This window comes from Streptomyces sp. NPDC043685 (genome assembly GCF_056436585.1).
On the sequence record NZ_JBWKCH010000013.1, the window covers coordinates 231,003 to 248,013 of the forward strand.

The 17,011-nt window shown below is 73.0% G+C and carries 14 protein-coding genes; 11 read left to right on the forward strand and 3 right to left on the reverse strand.

Annotated features, from left to right (window positions below):
- The first annotated feature begins 56 nt into the window (after window positions 1-56).
- Window positions 57-3,716 carry a glycosyltransferase family 2 protein gene (locus tag AC0665_RS35070; RefSeq protein ID WP_478706561.1) on the forward strand — a complete coding sequence of 1,220 codons (3,660 nt, stop codon included), beginning with the start codon at window positions 57-59 and terminating at the stop codon, window positions 3,714-3,716.
- Window positions 3,713-5,242, forward strand: coding sequence for a DUF5719 family protein (locus AC0665_RS35075; protein WP_478706562.1), 1,530 nt, complete (start codon window positions 3,713-3,715; stop codon window positions 5,240-5,242). Before AC0665_RS35070 ends, AC0665_RS35075 begins: the two co-directional genes overlap by 4 nt.
- 21 nt (window positions 5,243-5,263) lie before the next feature.
- Here AC0665_RS35075 and AC0665_RS35080 read toward each other — a convergent pair whose 3' ends face one another.
- Entirely contained in the window at window positions 5,264-5,719 is a 456-nt protein-coding gene (locus tag AC0665_RS35080; protein WP_363122664.1) for a metallopeptidase family protein, read from the reverse strand.
- A gap of 303 nt (window positions 5,720-6,022) precedes the next feature.
- Between AC0665_RS35080 and AC0665_RS35085 the strand changes: the two genes are divergently transcribed.
- From AC0665_RS35085 to AC0665_RS35120, 8 genes are all read left to right on the forward strand, one after another.
- The gene (locus tag AC0665_RS35085; RefSeq protein WP_363122663.1) at window positions 6,023-6,445 is read left to right on the forward strand and encodes a DUF3499 domain-containing protein; all 423 of its coding nucleotides are present in this window, start codon (window positions 6,023-6,025) and stop codon (window positions 6,443-6,445) included.
- Between the two features lie 227 nt (window positions 6,446-6,672).
- Window positions 6,673-8,037: a phosphomannomutase/phosphoglucomutase gene (locus AC0665_RS35090; protein ID WP_468414201.1), complete on the forward strand. Its 1,365-nt coding sequence runs from the start codon at window positions 6,673-6,675 to the stop codon at window positions 8,035-8,037.
- Between the two features lie 70 nt (window positions 8,038-8,107).
- Window positions 8,108-8,278, forward strand: a complete 171-nt coding sequence (locus tag AC0665_RS35095; protein WP_363122661.1) for a Trm112 family protein — start codon at window positions 8,108-8,110, stop codon at window positions 8,276-8,278.
- Window positions 8,279-8,388: 110 nt separating this feature from the next.
- Complete coding sequence (locus AC0665_RS35100) at window positions 8,389-9,516, forward strand: SIS domain-containing protein (RefSeq protein WP_468414199.1); 1,128 nt, start codon at window positions 8,389-8,391, stop codon at window positions 9,514-9,516.
- A 55-nt stretch (window positions 9,517-9,571) separates the two neighbouring features.
- Window positions 9,572-10,723 carry a mannose-6-phosphate isomerase, class I gene (gene manA / locus AC0665_RS35105; protein WP_478706563.1) on the forward strand — a complete coding sequence of 384 codons (1,152 nt, stop codon included), beginning with the start codon at window positions 9,572-9,574 and terminating at the stop codon, window positions 10,721-10,723.
- Between the two features lie 152 nt (window positions 10,724-10,875).
- Window positions 10,876-11,856, forward strand: a complete 981-nt coding sequence (locus AC0665_RS35110) for a cation diffusion facilitator family transporter (RefSeq protein WP_478609869.1) — start codon at window positions 10,876-10,878, stop codon at window positions 11,854-11,856.
- A gap of 376 nt (window positions 11,857-12,232) precedes the next feature.
- Window positions 12,233-13,690: an adenosylhomocysteinase gene (gene ahcY / locus AC0665_RS35115; protein ID WP_468636705.1), complete on the forward strand. Its 1,458-nt coding sequence runs from the start codon at window positions 12,233-12,235 to the stop codon at window positions 13,688-13,690.
- A gap of 139 nt (window positions 13,691-13,829) precedes the next feature.
- On the forward strand, window positions 13,830-14,441 hold the full coding sequence (locus tag AC0665_RS35120; protein ID WP_478609872.1) for a hypothetical protein: 612 nt from the start codon (window positions 13,830-13,832) through the stop codon (window positions 14,439-14,441).
- Between the two features lie 43 nt (window positions 14,442-14,484).
- On the opposite strand, the gene AC0665_RS35125 is transcribed toward AC0665_RS35120, so the two are convergent.
- Window positions 14,485-15,498 (reverse strand): RDD family protein, encoded by a 1,014-nt coding sequence (locus AC0665_RS35125; RefSeq protein ID WP_478609874.1) that lies wholly within the window; start codon window positions 15,496-15,498, stop codon window positions 14,485-14,487.
- 128 nt (window positions 15,499-15,626) lie between these two features.
- On the opposite strand from AC0665_RS35125, the gene AC0665_RS35130 reads away from it, so the two are divergent.
- Window positions 15,627-16,634: a stage II sporulation protein M gene (locus tag AC0665_RS35130; protein ID WP_478706564.1), complete on the forward strand. Its 1,008-nt coding sequence runs from the start codon at window positions 15,627-15,629 to the stop codon at window positions 16,632-16,634.
- 180 nt (window positions 16,635-16,814) lie between these two features.
- On the opposite strand, the gene AC0665_RS35135 is transcribed toward AC0665_RS35130, so the two are convergent.
- Window positions 16,815-17,011: hypothetical protein (locus tag AC0665_RS35135; protein WP_478706565.1), on the reverse strand; the 197-nt coding region annotated here is incomplete at its 5' end.

Genomic DNA, 17,011 nt, shown 5'->3' on the forward strand with positions numbered 1-17,011 from the left:
GCCCCCACCGGGCGCGGGCGTCCACCGCAGTCCACCGAACCGGGGCCCGTACCTCGATGTCCGTGCACAGCCACCCGGCAGCCCATCACGACACCGCTGCCACACCTGAGTTCCCGCGTCATGTGGTGACCGCGGTCCTCGTCTCGCACGACGGCGCCCGCTGGCTGCCCGACGCGCTCGCCGGACTGCTCGGCCAGGAGCGTCCCGTCCAGTACGCGATGGGGGCCGACACCGGCAGCTCGGACGCCTCCGCGCAGCTGGTCACCGACGCGCTCGGCGCCGACCGGGTGCTGCACCTCGCCCGCCGCACCGGTTTCGGCCAGGCCGTCGAGGAGTGCGACCGCTCCGCCCCCGTCCTGACCCCCGACGAGCTGCCGTACCTCAAGCGCCCCAGCGGCTGGGACCCGGTCACGCGCTCGTGGCGCGACGACGCCTACGACCTGCCGGAGCTGCCGCACGGCGAGCCCGTGCAGTGGCTGTGGCTGCTGCACGACGACTGCGCCCCGGACCCGGACGCCCTGGCCCAGTTGCTGCGCGTCGTGGACAACGAGTACGAGCTGGGCCGCGAGGACGTGGCCGTCGTGGGCCCCAAGCTCCGCGGCTGGTACGACCGGCGTCAGCTGCTGGAGGTCGGCGTCTCCATCGCCAACTCCGGCCGCCGCTGGACCGGCCTGGACCGCCGCGAGCAGGACCAGGGCCAGCACGACCACGTCCGGACCGTGCTGTCGGTGTCCACCGCCGGCATGCTCGTCCGCCGTGACGTCTTCGAGCAGCTCGGCGGATTCGACCGCCACCTGCCCCTCATGCGTGACGACGTCGACCTGTGCTGGCGGGCGCACGCGGCCGGCTACCGCGTCCTGGTCGCCCCCGAGGCGGTCGTCCGGCACGCCGAGGCCTCCAGCCGCGAACGGCGCACGGTCGACTGCGTGGGCCGCACCGCGGCCTCCCCGCACAAGGTCGACAAGGCCGGCGCCGTCTACACCCTTTTGGTCAACTCGCGTACGGCCGTGCTCCCGTGGGTGCTGCTGCGGATCGTGCTCGGCACCGTGCTGCGGACCGTGGCCTACCTCGTCGGCAAGGTCCCCGGACAGGCCGTCGACGAGATCCGCGGTCTGCTGGGCACCCTGCTCAGGCCCGAGAGAATCCTCGCCGGGCGGCGCGGCAGAGGCGCACCCCGGATCGACAAGGGCGAGCTGCGGGCGCTGTTCCCGCCACCCGGCGCCACCGTCCGCGTCACCGTCGAGCAGGTCGCGAGCAGCCTCGTCGGCCGCTCCGACCCGGAGGCCGCCGCCGGCGCGGGCCGGCACGGCGGCGCCGTCGAGTCGGGCCCCGGCGGCGACGACGCCGACTTCCTGGAGATCGAGCAGTTCGCCCGGCTCAAGCGCATCGCGCGCAAGCCCGGCCCGGTCCTCTTCCTGGTGCTGCTGCTGGTCTCCCTGGCCGCCTGCCGACAGCTCCTCGGCGGCGGCGCCCTGGCGGGCGGTGCCCTGCTGCCCGCCCCGGCCGACTCCGGCGAACTGTGGGCGCGCTACCTGGACGCCTGGCACCCGGTCGGCGCCGGCGGCACCTCCTCCGCGCCTCCGTACCTCGCACTCGTGGCCATGCTGGCGTCGCTGCTGTTCGGCTCGACCGGCCTCGCCGTCACGCTCCTGCTCGTCTGCTCGGTGCCGCTGGCCGGTGTCGCCGCCTACTTCGCCTCCCGCCCGCTCGTCGAGTCCCGGCTGCTGCGCGCCTGGGCGGCCGTCGTCTACGCCTTCCTGCCCGCCGCCACCGGCGCCCTGGCCGGCGGCCGTATCGGCACCGCCGTCCTGGCCGCGCTGCTGCCGCTCATCGCCCGCGCCGCCGTCGCCGCCGGCGGCCTGACGCGGACCGGCACGGCCCGCGGCAGCTGGCGCGCCACCTGGGCGTACGCGCTGCTGCTGACCATCACCACCGCCTTCACGCCGATCGTGTGGCCCATCGCGCTGCTCCTCGGCGTCGGACTGCTGGTGCTGCGCCGCGGCGACATCACGGCCTACGGGCTGCGGTTCCTCGTCCAGCTCGGCACCCCCCTGCTGCTCCTCGCGCCCTGGTCGCTGACGCTGCTGCCGTTCGGCTTCCTGCGGGAAGCGGGCCTGGAGTACGGCCCCTCGGCCGCCTCCGCCCTCGACCTGCTCGGCGCCAGCCCGGGCGGCCCCGGCACCGTCAGCGGCCTCATGCTCTTCGGCATCGTGCTGGCCGCCCTCGCCGCCCTGGTGCGCTCGGAGCGCCGGTCGGGCATCTGGACGGCCTGGACGGTCGCCCTGGTCGGCTTCGTCTTCGCGGTCCTGGCCAACAACTCCACCTGGGCCGGCCCGGCGACCCTCGTCTACGGCATGGCGCTCCTGGCGGCCGCCGCGCTCGGCGCCGACGGAGCACGCGCGCGCGTGGCCGAGCAGAGCTTCGGCTGGCGCCAGCCCGTCGCCGTGCTGATCGCCTTCGCCTCGGCCGCCGGGCCGCTGCTCATCGCCGCCGGCTGGATGATCCGCGGCGCCGACGGACCCCTGGAGCGGCGCGACCCGGTCCAGGTCCCGGCGTTCGTCGCCGAGGAGAGCGGCACCCGCGACCAGGCCCGCACCCTCGTCCTCGACAGCGACTCCGCCGCCCACGTCGGTTACATGCTGGTCCGCGGTTCGGGCGCCCGCCTCGGCGACGGCGAGATCGCCGCGGCCGACGGCGAGAACGGCCGACTCGACAAGGTCGTCGCCAACCTGGTCGCCGGTTCCGGCGCCGACCAGGCCGACCAGCTCGGCGGCTTCGCCGTGCGCTACGTCCTCGTCCACCAGGGCGCCCCCCGCGAGGTCACCCGCGTCCTGGACGCCACGCCCGGTCTGACCCGGCTCAGCCAGCAGGACGGCGGCGCGCTGTGGCGCGTCAACCGGGAGGTCGCGCGCGCCACGATCGTCCCCGCCTCCGGCACCCCGCAGCCCGTCGCCGCCGGACCCGTCGACATCCACACCACGATCCCGACCGGGGCGGGCGGACGCGTGCTGCGCCTCGCCGACTCCGCCTCCGACGGCTGGTCCGCCACGCTCGACGGCAAGCCGCTGACCCCCACCACCGTCGACGGCTGGGCCCAGGGGTTCGAACTCCCCGCGAGCGGCGGCAGGCTGGACGTCACCTACGACGACCCGATCGGCCACACGGCCTGGCTGTGGGCCCAGGGCATCCTCGCCGTCGTCCTCGTGGTGCTCGCCCTGCCCGGCCGGCGCCGCGACATCGACGACGACCTCCCCGAGGAGCCGGCCGTCCCCGCCGAGGCCGTCGCCGGCGAGGGCCGCCGCGCCCGCCGTCTGCGCGCCCAGGCGGAGGCGGAGGCCGAAGAAGCCGCAGCGCCCGAGGAGTTCCCGGCCCCGCAGCAGCCGCCCGCGGCGGTGCCGCAGCAGCAGAACCACGGCGAGTGGGACAACGCCGCCTACCAGAACGGCGAGTACGCGGGCTACGGCGACCAGTACCAGAACACCGCCTACCCGGCCGACGGCTACGGGCAGCAGTACCAGGCGGACCCCTACCAGGGCGGCCAGTACGACCCGTACGCCTACGGCGGCCAGGGCCAGGGCCAGGGCCAGGCATCGCCCTACGACCAGCAGGGCTACGACCAGGCCTACCAGCAGGGCTACGGCACGCCGTACGACCCGGCGCAGCAGCACCACCCCCACGGCACGGGCAGTGAGCGTCCCGACGGGAGCCAGCAGTGAACCGCACCACCCTGTCCCTGATCGCCGGCACGACCGCGCTCGCCGCCGTCACCGGCTTCGCCTTCCTGTCCCAGCCGGACGCCCCGGCCCCGGACACCGCGGCCAAGGCGGCCGCCCAACTGCCCGTGGAGCGCACGAGTCTGCTGTGCCCGGCGCCCAGCACCTCCGACCTCGCCGAGACGGCCTACACCTCGTTCACGCCCGTCACGAAGGGCACCGGAAGCGGGGGCGAGGCCGAACTGTCGGCGGCCACCGAGGAGTCCACGGACGCCCCGGCCGACGGCAAGGACAAGGGCAAGGGCGGCGACGGCAAGCCGGGCAAGGACCCGTCCGCGAAGCCCGTGCTGACGCCGAAGGAGCCCGGCAAGCCGGTCACCGGCGACAGCTCCGGCGGCGACGCGCCCGCCCTGGTCGGCACCGCGGACGGCAGGTTCGCGCCCGGCTGGACCGTCCAGGAGACGACCGAGGTCGCGGCGGGGACCGGGCGCGGCCTCCAGGGCGTCAACTGCACCGCTCCGGACACCGACTTCTGGTTCCCCGGCGCCAGCACGGACGCCGACCGCACCGACTACGTCCATCTGACCAACCCCGACGACTCGGCCGCCGTGGTCGACATCGAGCTCTACGGCAAGGACGGCGCCTTGAAGTCCGCCGTCGGGGAGGGCATCACGGTCCAGCCGCACTCCAGCGAGCCGGTCCTGCTGTCCACCCTCGCCGACGAGCGGCAGAGCGACCTCACCGTGCACGTCAACGTCCGCAGCGGCCGCGTGGGAGCCGCCGTGCAGGCCCTGGACGACAAGCTCGGCGGCGACTGGCTCGCCGCGTCCACGGACCCGTCGGGCAGCCTGGTCCTGCCCGGCATCCCCAAGGACGCCACCTCGGTGCGCCTGGTCGCCTTCACCCCCGACGACGCCGACGCCGACCTGAAGGTGCGCCTCGCCTCCCCCTCCGGGCTGATCACCCCGGCCGGACACGAGACGGTGCACGTCAAGGGCGGCATGACGACCGCCGTGGACCTGGGCGACGTCACCCGCGGCGAGGCCGGCTCGCTGGTCCTGACCCCGACGGACCGGTCCGTTCCGGTCGTGGCGGCCCTGCGGGTCGTGCGCGGCAAGGGCGACAAGCAGGAGACGGCGTTCATCCCGGCCACCCGCCCCGTCGGCACGCGCGCGACGTCGGCGGACAACAGCGGCAAGGGCAGCACCCTGTCGCTGACGGCCCCGGGCGCCGCCGCCACGGTCAAGGTCACCGCCTCGGCCGGCAGCGAGGGCGGCACCCCGGTGTCGAAGACGTACACGATCAAGGCCGGCACCACCCAGGACATCGAGCCCCCGGTCCCCGGCGGCCTGAAGGGCACCTACGCCCTCACGGTCGAGCCGGTCTCCGGCGGCCCGGTCTACGGGGCCCGCACCCTGGCGGCGAGCGAGGGCGGCGTCCCCGCCTTCACCGTGCAGACGCTCCCGGACGACCGGGGGACGGTGGCGGTGCCGGAGGCGGACGAGGACCTGTCGGTGCTCCAGAAGTAGGGCCGCCGACGGCCCGCCGTCTCAGCCCTGGTCCTCGCCGTACCGCGGGTCCACCGTCTCCGGTGTCAGCCCGAGCAGCTCGGCGACCTGCTCCACGACCACCTCGTGCACCAGCGCGGCCCGCTCGTCGCGCCCCTTGGTGCGGATCTCGACCGGCCGCCGGTAGACGACCACGCGCGCGGGGCGGCCCTCGCGCGCGCCGATCGTGCCGCCGAGCGGCACCGCCTCGTCGTTCCACGCCTGGCCGGGCCCGTCGAGCCGGGGCACCTCCAGGACCATGAAGTCGATGTCGGCGAGCTGCGGCCACCGCCGCTCCAGGCGCTCCACGGAGTCCTGCACCAGATCGGCGAACGCGTCCGCACGGCTCGCGGCGAGCGGCACCTGCGGCGGTGCGATGGGGCCGCGCATGCCCCGTCCGTGGCGATCACGACGGCGGGGCCCGGGGGCGGCGGCACGGGGCGTTACGGGCTTGTCCATCACTGGTGAAGGGTAGTCCCCGCCGCTGCCCCGTGCCCGGCACCGCACGCCGCCACGGGCGGCTTCCGGCCGCCCCGCAGGGCACGTCGTGGCCTGGCGGACATGACGGTTCAAGCCAAGGTCGGGCTGGAATCCGTATACCGCCGAGAGTGGCGACCTCGCGGCATATGGGGGTTTTGTGATGACTCTTCTCCGCCTGTACGACCGTCCGGCACCCCGGACGGCGATGTCCCGGCAGGTCAGCAAGGTGCGCCCGAAAGAGTGTGTGGGACGTTTCACAGCACGACACGGTGGGGTGACCTGGTGGAGAGTCGTCGCGGCCCGCTCAAGAGTGCGGTACCGTCCAACATCGTGAGCCCTGTACGTCGCTGTTCGCGCACCGCTTGCGGCCGTCCCGCCGTCGCGACGCTGACGTACGTCTACGCCGACTCGACCGCGGTCCTCGGCCCGCTCGCCACCTACGCCGAACCCCACTGCTACGACCTGTGCGCCGAGCACTCCGAGCGCCTCACCGCCCCGCGCGGCTGGGAGGTCGTCCGCCTCCTCGACGGTTCGGCGCCGGCCCGGCCGAGCGGTGACGACCTGGAAGCGCTCGCCAACGCCGTGCGCGAGGCGGCCCGCCCCCAGGAGCGGGCGGCCGGGGCCGGCGGCGGAGGCCGCGGGGGCGACCCGATGGAGGTCGCGCGCCGCGGGCACCTGCGCGTCCTGCGCTCGCCCGACAACTGACCGACTCCCCGGTCCTCCCCCCGGCGTCCACGGACACGAACTCGGCGCTCACACGGCGCGGCCACGGCGCGGACACGGTCATTGCGCTGTCCCCGCCGGTGGCGGCCCTGCCCCTGGTCCCTGACCCGAGATCACGGCTGGGCGTCCTCTCGGTGACCGCCCGGCGCGCCGACGACGGGCGAGGGTAGTTTGGGCGGACCGACAGTACTTTTTCAGGAAGGTTGGCCGTGGCTGCTGATCTGTCGCAGGTCGTGAAGGCGTACGACGTCCGCGGGGTCGTACCCGACCAGTGGGACGAGTCCGTGGCCGAGCTCTTCGGGGCGGCCTTCGTGCGGGTCACCGGCGCGAGCGCCATCGCCACCGGGCACGACATGCGGCCCTCCTCGCCCGGTCTGTCCCGCGCCTTCGCGCGCGGGGCCGCCGCCTCGGGCGCGGACGTGACGGAGATCGGCCTGTGCTCGACGGACCAGCTGTACTACGCCTCGGGCGCGCTGAACCTGCCCGGCGCCATGTTCACCGCCTCCCACAACCCGGCGCAGTACAACGGCATCAAGATGTGCCGCTCGGGCGCCGCCCCGGTCGGGCAGGACACCGGCCTCGCGCAGATCCGCGAACTGGTGGAGCGCTGGATGGACTCGGGCGCCCCGGAGCCGGCCGCAGAGGCGGGCACCGTCACCGGCCGTGACACGCTGTCGGACTACGCGGCCCACCTGCGCTCCCTGGTCGACCTGACGTCGATCCGTCCTCTGAAGGTCGTCGTCGACGCGGGCAACGGCATGGGCGGGCACACCGTCCCCGAGGTCTTCGCCGGCCTCCCCCTGACGCTGGTCCCGATGTACTTCGAGCTCGACGGCACCTTCCCCAACCACGAGGCCAACCCCCTCGACCCGGCCAACCTCGTCGACCTGCGGAAGCGGGTCCGCGAGGAGGGCGCCGACCTGGGCCTCGCCTTCGACGGCGACGCCGACCGCTGCTTCGTCGTCGACGAGCGCGGCGAGCCGGTCTCCCCGTCCGCGATCACCGCCCTGGTCGCCTCCCGCGAACTGGCCCGCCATGGCGGCAAGGGCACGGTCATCCACAACCTGATCACGTCCTGGTCGGTCCCCGAGGTCGTCGAGGAGAACGGCGGCAGTCCGGTCCGCACCCGCGTGGGCCACTCCTTCATCAAGGCCGAGATGGCCCGCACCGGCGCGATCTTCGGCGGCGAGCACTCCGCGCACTACTACTTCCGCGACTTCTGGAACGCCGACACCGGCATGCTGGCCGCCCTCCACGTCCTCGCGGCCCTCGGCGGCCAGGACGGACCGCTCTCCTCCCTCGTCGCCCAGTACGACCGCTACGCCGGCTCCGGGGAGATCAACTCCACGGTCGCCGACCAGCAGGCCAGCCTCGCCGCGATCCGCTCCGCTTACGGCACCCGCGAGGGCGTCACCCTCGACGAGCTCGACGGCCTCACCGTCTCCGCCGCCGACTGGTGGTTCAACGTCCGCCCGTCCAACACGGAACCGCTGCTGCGCCTGAACGCGGAGGCGAGGGACGCCGCCACGATGGCCAGGGTGCGCGACGAGGTGCTGGGGATCATCAGGGGCTGAGGCCCCGACCCACCGGCGGTAATCTGACCAGGCACGACCCCAAGCGCCCGCACCCCGGAGGAAAACCCCCATGCCCCTCGAATCCGGCCTCCTCGAGATCCTCGCCTGCCCGGCCTGCCACTCCCCGCTCAGGGAGCAGGACACCGAGCTGATCTGCACCGACACCAACTGCGGCCTGGCCTACCCCGTGCGCGACGGCATCCCCGTCCTCCTGGTCGACGAGGCCCGCCGCCCCGCGTGACCGGCAGGGGGCGCACGCATCCGTGCGACACCCGGTGCACATGACCCCCGGCACAGCGGGCACGATCCAGGACACCCGTAACGGACCCCGGCGATGGGAAGCTGCCGCCCATGCTCGACGAATCGCTGCTCGACTCCCCTGAGGGCCTCGCCGAGGCCGACCACCGCGGGTTGCTCCGCGGTGCCGCGGAAGCCGGCGCCCGCGTGCGCACAGCCGCCCGCCACGCCGCCGAGGCGGGTGTCAACGACCTCAAGCCGGACGGCCGCCCCCGCGCCGTCCTGATCGCGGGGCCGGGTGCCGCCGCCACCCACGCCGCCGACCTCATCGGCACCCTCGCCGGCGCCGGCAGTCCGGTCACCCGCCTCGCCCCCACCGGCGTCGCCCCCGCCGCGGGCGCCCTGCGCTGGGAACTGCCCGGCTGGGTCGGCTCGGTGGACCTCCTGCTGATCACCACCCCGGACGGCACCGAACCCGGCCTGTCGCTGCTGGCCGAGCAGGCCTACCGCCGCGGCTGCACCGTCGTGGCCGTGGCCCCGGCCCGCACCCCGCTCGCCGATGCCCTGGCCGGTGTGCACGGCCTGTTCGTCCCCATGGCGACCGCCCCGTACGACCAGGACGAGCCCCTCGCCGCGTCGGCGCCCGGCGTCCTGTGGGCCCTGCTCACCCCGCTGCTCGCCCTCCTGGACCGCACGGGCGTGCTCGCCGCCCCGCCGGACGTCCTCGGCAAGGTCGCCGACCGCCTCGACCGCGTCGCCGAACGCTGCGGCCCGGCCATCGCCACCTACAGCAACGCCGCCAAGACCCTGGCCGCCGAGCTCGCCGACGCCCTCCCGATCGTCTGGACCGAGGGCGTCTCGGCCGGACCCGCGGGCCGCCGCTTCGCCGCCGCCCTCGCCGAACTGTCCGGCACCCCCGCGGTCGTCGCCGAACTCCCCGAGGCGCTCGCCGCCCACGGCGCCCTGCTCGCCGGCCCGCTCGCCGCCAGCGCGGACCCCGACGACTTCTTCCGCGACCGCGTCGAGGAACCCCCCGCCCTGCACGCGCGCGTGGTGCTGCTGCGCGACCGTCCCATCGGCGGCCTCACCGCCGCCCCCGGTGCCCGCGACCTCGCCCTCAGTCACGACACACCGATCAGCGAGCTCGAACCGGAGGAGGGCGGCGAGCTGGAGACCCTCGCGGAACTGATCGCCATCACGGATTTCGCCGCCGTTTACCTGGCGCTCGCCTCGAGGGCTTGATCTTGCCCGGGAGACCCTGACGCGCACGCGCCCCGCACCACGCAGAGAGAACCCCATGGACCGCCTCGACAACACCATCCGCCCCTACGCCTGGGGTTCCCCGACCGCCATCCCGCAGCTGCTCGGCGTCGAGCCGACCGGCGAACCGCAGGCGGAGATGTGGATGGGCGCCCACCCCGGCGCACCCTCGCGCACCGGCCGGGGCACGCTCGTCGAGGTCGTCGACGCCGACCCCGAGAAGGAACTCGGATCCGCCGCCGTCGCCAGGTTCGGGCCCCGGCTGCCCTTCCTCCTCAAGATCCTCGCCGCGGGCGCCCCGCTCTCCCTCCAGGTCCACCCCGACCTCACGCAGGCCCGGGAGGGCTACGCCGACGAGGAGCGCCGGGGCATCCCCGTGGACGCCCCGCACCGCAACTACAAGGACGCCAACCACAAACCCGAACTGATCTGCGCGCTCACCGAGTTCGACGGCCTGTGCGGCTTCCGGGACCCGCTGGAGGCCGCGGCCCTCCTCGACGACCTCGGCGTCGACTCCCTCAAGCCCTACGTCGACCTGCTGCACGCCCATCCCGAGGAAGCCGCCCTGCGCGAGGTCCTCACGGCGATCCTCACCGCCGACCGCGAGGAGATGTCCCGCACGGTCGCCGAGGCGGCCACCGCCTGCACCCGCCTCGGCGGCGCCTACGCCCCCTACGCCGACATCGCCCACCACTACCCGGGCGACCCCGGCGTCATCGCCGCGATGCTGCTCAACCACGTCCGGCTTCAGCCCGGAGAAGCCCTCTACCTCGGCGCCGGCGTTCCGCACGCCTACCTCGACGGCCTCGGCGTGGAGATCATGGCCAACTCCGACAACGTCCTGCGCTGCGGCCTGACCCCCAAGCACGTCGACGTCCCCGAACTCCTGCGCATCGTCCGCTTCAGCCCCGGCGACCCCGGCGTCCTGCGCCCCGAGGCGTCACCGGACGGCGAAGAGGTCTACGAGACGCCGATCGACGAGTTCCGCCTCTCCCGCTACGTCCTGCCCGAGGCGGGCGCCGCCCACGACCTCACCCGCCCGACCCCGCAGATCCTGCTCTGCACGGCAGGCACCGTCCGGGCCGGCGAGCACGACCTGACCCCCGGTCGGTCCGTCTTCGTCCCGGCCGGGGAAAAGGCCGAAGTGTCCGGTACGGGAACGCTTTTCCGGGCCACCGTCATCGCCTGACCGTTTCGACGGCCCCGTGCTGGTGACCTGACTCACCGTTGTCGCGGCGGGCTGCAACAATGGCCCACCGTCAAGCACGGGCAAAGTCACGGACGCACACCAAGGCGGGCGGCCGGGCCCTGAAACGGCGTACGAAGGGACAACGCGGACATATGAGCGCGTCAGGCGGTACCAAGGCGATCGTGGCGGCACTGGGCGCCAACCTCGCCATCGCGGTAGCGAAGTTCGTGGCGTTCCTCTTCAGCGGCTCGTCGTCGATGCTCGCCGAGTCCGTCCACTCCGTCGCCGACTCCGGCAACCAGGCGCTGCTCCTGGTCGGCGGCAAGAAGGCCAAGCGCGAGGCCACCCCCGAACACCCCTTCGGCTACGGCCGCGAGCGCTACATCTACGCCTTCCTCGTCTCCATCGTGCTCTTCTCCCTCGGCGGCATGTTCGCCCTGTACGAGGGCTACGAGAAGATCAAGCACCCCCACGAGCTGACCCACTGGTACTGGCCCGTCGGCGTCCTCGTCTTCGCGATCATCGCCGAGGGCTTCTCCTTCCGGACGGCCATCAAGGAGTCCAATCCCCTGCGCGGCAGCCGCTCCTGGAAGGACTTCGTCCGCCACGCCAAGGCGCCCGAACTCCCGGTCGTCCTCCTGGAGGACCTCGGCGCCCTCGTCGGCCTCATCCTCGCGCTCGGCGGCGTCGGCCTCGCCCTGCTCACCGGCGACAGCGTCTGGGACGGCATCGGCACCCTCTGCATCGGCATCCTGCTCATCCTGATCGCCCTGGTCCTCGCCGCCGAGACCAAGTCCCTGCTGCTCGGCGAGTCCGCCGGCCTCGAGGAGACCCGGAAGATCGAGGCCGCCGTGGTCGACGGCGACACCGTCACCCGCATCATCCACATGCGCACGCTCCACCTCGGCCCCGAGGAGCTGCTCGTCGCCGCCAAGATCGCCGTCCAGCACGACGACACGGCCACCGAGATCGCCAGCGCCATCGACGCCGCCGAGGCCCGCATCCGCGAGGCCGTCCCGATCGCCCGCGTGATCTACCTCGAACCGGACATCTACAGCGAGCGGGAAGCCGCCAAGGGCTCCGACCCCGAGGCCTCCCCGGGCGGCCCGGCTCCCCACCCCGCCGACCACTGACCTCCGCCGCTCCCACGGGGCCCGCCGAACCACTCGGCGGGCCCCGTCCGGCATCCCCGGCCCTGCGCCCCCGGCCCGTCCAAGGGCCTGCGGGTGAGCGCCCGCGTCCTCCGATCCGTCACATGATCGGCTCGATCTGTTTCCCGGCGGACTGGGGATCGCAGCCGCCCCCGGTGTAGCTTGGGACGGAGCCAGACGTCGCTGCTGATGGCGGTCGGGCGGTCCCACCGCGGACCGGCCGAGGGAGAGAGGGCCTCCGACGGACTGCGCTGCGCGCACGCGGGCATGCCTGTGTCCTCCTTCGGGCACCCCTGTGTCCGCCGCCGCGCAGACCAGCCGTACCCACCTCGACCCAATCCCCGAGGAGCAGCTCGCAATGACGACTGTCGAGAACCGACAGGACTTCAAGGTCGCCGACCTCTCCCTGGCCGAATTCGGCCGCAAGGAGATCACCCTCGCCGAGCACGAGATGCCGGGCCTGATGGCGATCCGCAAGGAGTACGCCGAGGCGCAGCCCCTCGCCGGCGCCCGTGTCACCGGCTCCCTGCACATGACCGTGCAGACCGCCGTGCTCATCGAGACCCTGGTCGCCCTCGGCGCGCAGGTCCGCTGGGCCTCCTGCAACATCTTCTCCACCCAGGACCACGCGGCCGCCGCCATCGCCGTCGGCCCGAACGGCACGCCCGACAACCCGCAGGGCGTCCCGGTCTTCGCCTGGAAGGGCGAGACCCTGGAGGAGTACTGGTGGTGCACCGAGCAGGCGCTGACCTGGCCGGACAGCCCCACCGGCGGCCCCAACATGATCCTGGACGACGGCGGTGACGCCACCCTCCTCGTCCACAAGGGCGTCGAGTACGAGAAGGACGGCAAGGTCCCCTCGCCCGACACCGCCGAGTCCGACGAGCACCGCGTCATCCTCGAACTGCTGAACCGCACCATCACGGACGGCTCGCAGAAGTGGACCCAGCTGGCCTCCGAGATCCGCGGCGTGACCGAGGAGACCACCACCGGCGTCCACCGCCTGTACGAGATGCAGCGCGACGGCGTCCTGCTGTTCCCGGCGATCAACGTCAACGACGCCGTCACCAAGTCGAAGTTCGACAACAAGTACGGCTGCCGCCACTCCCTGATCGACGGCATCAACCGCGCCACCGACGTCCTCATCGGCGGCAAGACCGCGGTCGTCTGCGGCTACGGCGACGTCGGCAAGGGCTGTGCGGAGTCCCTGCGCGGCCAGGGCGCCCGCGTGATCGTCACCGAGATCGACCCGATCTGCGCCCTCCAGGCGGCGATGGACGGCTACCAGGTCACGACCCTCGACGAGGTCGTCGACAAGGCCGACATCTTCATCACCACGACCGGCAACAAGGACATCATCATGGCCTCGGACATGGCCAAGATGAAGCACCAGGCCATCGTCGGCAACATCGGCCACTTCGACAACGAGATCGACATGGCCGGCCTCGCCAAGATCCCCGGCATCGTCAAGGACGAGGTCAAGCCGCAGGTCCACACCTGGACCTTCCCCGACGGCAAGGTGATCATCGTCCTGTCCGAGGGCCGCCTGCTGAACCTCGGCAACGCCACCGGCCACCCGTCGTTCGTGATGTCCAACTCCTTCGCGGACCAGACCCTGGCCCAGATCGAGCTGTACACCAAGCCCGACGAGTACCCGACCGGCGTCTACGTGCTGCCCAAGCACCTCGACGAGAAGGTCGCCCGCCTCCACCTCGACGCGCTCGGCGTGAAGCTGACGACGCTGCGCCCCGAGCAGGCCGAGTACATCGGTGTCCAGGTCGAGGGCCCGTTCAAGCCGGACCACTACCGCTACTGAGCCCAGCGGCACCGCTGCCGGTCGGTCACCCACCGATGCGGCCGGATCTCCGAGGCAGGCCCCCCGCACCCCCGTGCCGGGGGCCTGCCCCGTTCGACCGGCCGACGACCGGCCCCGCCCGTCAAGACCCAGGACCACCATGCCCCGCGGCCGCTATTCGCTCCACGATCCGCACGATCACACCCCCCTCGCAGACGAGCACTTCCAGTGCGCCCCCGGCCCCTCCGGCTGGCGCTACGTCTCCCAGCTGACCACCCCCGCGGGCGATCACCGCGGCTCCGTCGATCTCACCCTCGACGAACTCGGCCGCCCCCTCCGCCTCGAACTCCACGCCGCCGCCTGGCAGGTCCGCGGCGCCGCCCTCGACGGTGTCACCTGGGTGCGCACCGACCCCACCGGCACCGAGGCCACCGAAGGCAATGTGCGCGCCCACGCCTTCACCGGCACGTCCCCGGCCTTCCTCGTCGCCACCGCCCGTCTCCTGCGCCTCACCCTCTCCGCGGCCACCCGGGTACGCCTCGTCGCGTTCACGGATCCGGTCCTCGCCCCCCGCACCGTGGACCAGTCCTGGACCTTGCTGAAAAGCGAAGCACACGCCACTGACAACGGCCCCCTGATCGTGGACGAATACCAGGTCACAGCCCTGGACACGGGCGAGCAGCACACCGTGCACCTCGCCGGCGACGTGGTGCTCGCGGCACCCGGCATCGAGCTGGAGGACCTCGAATCACCACCGTCGGTGTTCCCCTGACCCAGGCAGCCGCCCCGGAGCGTCCGGCCCTGCCCGCCCCGCCCTACGCCGGCGGCACGAACCCGGTGCCGCGCCGCTCGCTCGGGCCGGACGGCTCGGACGCCGCCCCGGAGACCGCGCCGGGCACCCCGGTTGACGGTCCGCTCGGCCCGTAGGCAGCCGGAGGAGCCCCCGTGCCCTGCGACTCGCCGGCAGCCGGAGCGGCGGCCTCGGCTACGGCCTCGGTCGCGGCCGTCGGCCCGTCCGCCGGGGTGGCCGATGCCGGTGAAGCGGGCGAACCGGCGGCGGGCGTGGCCGACCGTGCCGTGTCGCGCTCGAAAGCCCGTCGGGCCTCCCGCGCCTGCCGCTCCTGCACGACCGCCGCCAGATACGCGGCCGGCGGCACGCCCTGCGGCACCGGAGCCCCCGTACGCTCCGCCAGATCCGACGCCAGCCGCTCGGCCATCGACCAGCCCACCTGCGGGTCCAGCTGCCGCATGCGCGTCAGGTACTGCCGGACGGCGAGCCACAACCCGTCGGGCACCGCCGACAGATCGAGACCTGAGAACCGCCCGTTGAGCCAGGGCGGCGGAGGCGGCACGAAACTCGTCCGCGCGACCGGAATCCGCTCCCGCACGACGAGCGTTCCCGCGAACACATCGCCCAGCCGCCGCCCGCGCGCCGAGACGAACGAGGCGATGCAGGCGACCACGCCGAAGGTCATGAGAATCTCGATCACGCCGATCAAGCCCCTCACCAGCGCATGCCGGAACCGGATCGGGCCTCCGTCGTCCCGCACCACACGCAGCCCGCAGGCCAGCTTCCCGAGCGAACGTCCATGACTGAGCGTCTCCACCGCGATCGGCCCGCCCACCAGCACGAGCACGAACGTCGCGATCGAGATCGCCGTCTGCGCCGCCTCGTCCAGGGAGGCCGTGGACACGACCAGCACGACGGTCACCGCGACGTAGACCGCGACCGCCGCCACCAGATCGAGCAGCACGGCCAAGGCCCTGCTGGGCAGCCTCGCGGGGCGCAGCTCCAACGCCACAGCCTCGCCCGTCACCAGCTCACTCACGCCCGCCGCCTTCCCCTGCCCTGCCCCTGACAGGGCCAGTCTGCCAAGCTGTGGGCGCATCGCACCGCAGTACGACAAGCTGATCCACGACGAGCTGCCGAAGAGCAACCCGAGGAGCAGGCACACCGATGGACCTCGACGTCTTCGTCTCCGCCCACCGAGCGGAGTGGGACCGCCTCGAAGCCCTGCTCCGCCGCCAGCGCCGCCTCAACGGTGCCGAGGCCGACGAACTCGTCACCCTCTACCAGCGCACCGCGACGCATCTGTCCCTGATCCAGTCCAGCGCTCCCGACCCGCAGCTGACCGGCCGGCTCAGCCAACTCGTGGCACGCGCGCGTGGTGCCGTGACGGGCAACCGGCGCGCCTCCTGGCGCGACGTCACCCGCTTCCTCGCCCACGGTTTCCCCGCCGCCGTCTACAAGTCACGGCACTGGTGGGTGCCCACGGCACTCCTGTCCACGGCCGTCGGCGCTCTCCTGGGCTGGTGGATCGGCACCCATCCCGAGGTCCAGGCCTCGATCGCGGCCCCGGGCGAACTGCGCGAGCTCACCCGTCCCGGCGGGCAGTACGAGACGTACTACTCCAGCCACCCGGCGGCCAGCTTCGCCGCCCAGGTCTGGACGAACAACGCCTGGGCCGCCGCCCTGTGCCTGATCCTGGGCGTCTTCCTCGGGCTCCCGGTCATCTGGATCCTCTTCCAGAACATGCTCAACCTCGGCGTCGGCGTCGGTCTGATGTCCTCGGCCGGCCGCCTCGACACGTTCCTCGGCCTGATCCTCCCGCACGGCCTCCTCGAACTGACCGCCGTCTTCGTCGCGGCCGGCACCGGCCTGCGCCTGGGCTGGACCCTCATCGACCCCGGCCCCCGCACGCGGCGCACGGCCCTGGCGGAGGAAGGCCGAGCCGCCATAGGCATGGCCATAGGTCTCGCCCTCGTTCTCTTCGTGTCCGGCGCCATCGAAGGCTTCGTCACCCCTTCCGGCCTCCCCACCTGGGCCCGGATCGGCATCGGGGTCGCCGCCGAAGCGGCCTTCCTGGCGTACGTCTACGTGGTGGGCGGCCGCGCAGCACGCGCGGGAGAGACCGGTGACCTCGAGGCGGCGGAACGCAGCGCGACCGTCCCCACAGCGGCCTGATCGTCTCCGTGACCGCCGGATGTGCGACCACCTCCGTTCAACTGCTAGTCTCCTCTTCGCCCCACAGGAGCCGTTGACACGGCGACTGCGGGGAGGTAGATTCGAACAGTTGCCTGGACATGGGCTCTAGCCCTTGGACCAGCCGCAGTGAACATCTATCTGCTTCTTGAAACGCTGATTTCATTGAAGCCTCTCCCGATGAATCGGAAATGAGTGGCCGGTCAGTCCGGCCCGGAACTTCTGATAAAGTCGGAACCGCCGGAAAGGGAAACGCGAAAGCGGGAACCTGGAAAGCACCGAGGAAATCGGATCGGAAAGATCTGATAGAGTCGGAAACGCAAGACCGAAGGGAAGCCCGGAGGAAAGCCCGAGAGGGT

What these genes read in the sequence shown, in the direction of transcription:
- AC0665_RS35070 (WP_478706561.1), top strand. Translation starts at nt 57, where the DNA reads ATGTCCGTGCACAGCCACCCGGCAGCCCATCACGACACCGCTGCCACA.
- AC0665_RS35080 (WP_363122664.1), bottom strand. Translation starts at nt 5,719, where the DNA reads ATGGACAAGCCCGTAACGCCCCGTGCCGCCGCCCCCGGGCCCCGCCGT.
- AC0665_RS35095 (WP_363122661.1), top strand. Translation starts at nt 8,108, where the DNA reads ATGCCCCTCGAATCCGGCCTCCTCGAGATCCTCGCCTGCCCGGCCTGC.
- AC0665_RS35100 (WP_468414199.1), top strand. Translation starts at nt 8,389, where the DNA reads ATGCTCGACGAATCGCTGCTCGACTCCCCTGAGGGCCTCGCCGAGGCC.
- manA (WP_478706563.1), top strand. Translation starts at nt 9,572, where the DNA reads ATGGACCGCCTCGACAACACCATCCGCCCCTACGCCTGGGGTTCCCCG.
- AC0665_RS35110 (WP_478609869.1), top strand. Translation starts at nt 10,876, where the DNA reads ATGAGCGCGTCAGGCGGTACCAAGGCGATCGTGGCGGCACTGGGCGCC.
- ahcY (WP_468636705.1), top strand. Translation starts at nt 12,233, where the DNA reads ATGACGACTGTCGAGAACCGACAGGACTTCAAGGTCGCCGACCTCTCC.
- AC0665_RS35120 (WP_478609872.1), top strand. Translation starts at nt 13,830, where the DNA reads ATGCCCCGCGGCCGCTATTCGCTCCACGATCCGCACGATCACACCCCC.
- AC0665_RS35130 (WP_478706564.1), top strand. Translation starts at nt 15,627, where the DNA reads ATGGACCTCGACGTCTTCGTCTCCGCCCACCGAGCGGAGTGGGACCGC.